Origin of the sequence: Mesorhizobium silamurunense (assembly GCF_014843825.1) — a bacterium.
GTDB classification, from domain to species: Bacteria; Pseudomonadota; Alphaproteobacteria; order Rhizobiales; family Rhizobiaceae; genus Mesorhizobium; species Mesorhizobium silamurunense.
Genome location: NZ_JHQR01000479.1, coordinates 1 through 961, shown reverse-complemented (window position 1 = coordinate 961; position 961 = coordinate 1). Strand labels below are relative to the sequence as shown.

Annotated in this window: 1 protein-coding gene; it reads right to left on the bottom strand. The window is 66.6% G+C overall.

The features are described 5' to 3' along the window. Positions 1-961 (bottom strand): DUF4118 domain-containing protein (locus DH10_RS36095; protein ID WP_192385975.1); only part of this gene is annotated, 961 nt, incomplete at both ends.

Genomic DNA, 961 nt, shown 5'->3' with positions numbered 1-961 from the left:
CGGCCGGGCGGTCGTGCTCCCAGGCCCAGCGGGCGGCGGCGATATCGGCCTCGGCCAGCGTGTCGTCGGGCGGGTAGCCGGCCTTGACGGTGATCGTACCGTTCTCGGGCAGAAGCAGCACCACGCGCACTTTCAGCATGGACGCGATCTGGAAGGCGGTGGCCCACAGCACGTCGTCGAGCGTGCCGGCGCCAGCGAGCTTTTTCGAGAAGGAATAGATGTCTTCGGTGGCCCGCGCGCGCGAACGGGCGGCGACCGCCTGGCGCTGCACGCGCGCCGTCAGATTGCTCGCAATGACGGCGACAACGAGGAAGACCGCAAAGGCAACGATGCTCTCCGGGTCCCTGATCGTCAGCGTGTAGCGCGGCTCGAGGAAGAAATAGTTGAAGCCAAGCGCGCTCAAGAAGCAGGCGTAGAGCGCCGGCCACAGCCCGCAGGTCACCGCCGACGTCAGCACCGACAGCAGGAGCACGATTGCCAAATTTCGGACATCGAGGAACTGATCGAGGATCGAGCTGACGGCCAGCGCCCCGGCGACATAGGCGGTGGAGAACAGGTAGGGCCAGATTTGGAAGGGCTTCTGTTCGGCCGCGGCCTTCACCCTTGCCGAAGGCGTCTCCCCATCGCGCTCGGTGCCCGAAATGACGTGGACGCTGATGTCGCCGGCATTGCGGATCAGATCGTAGGTGAGCGAGCCCTCGATCAGTTCCCGCCAACGCGAGCGGGTCGGCCTGCCGATGACGATATGGGTGAAGTTGTTGGCCGTCGCATGGCGCACGATGTCCTGGGCGACGTTCTGGCCCGGAATGGTCGTCACCTCGGCGCCAAGCTGCTCGGCAAGACGCAGGTTCGTCGCCAGACGGTCCTTGTCCTCTTCGGACATGCCCGCGAGGCGAGGCGTGTCGACATGAAGCGCCGTCCACGGCGCCCGCAGCCGGTCGGCGAGCCGGCGCGCGTAGCG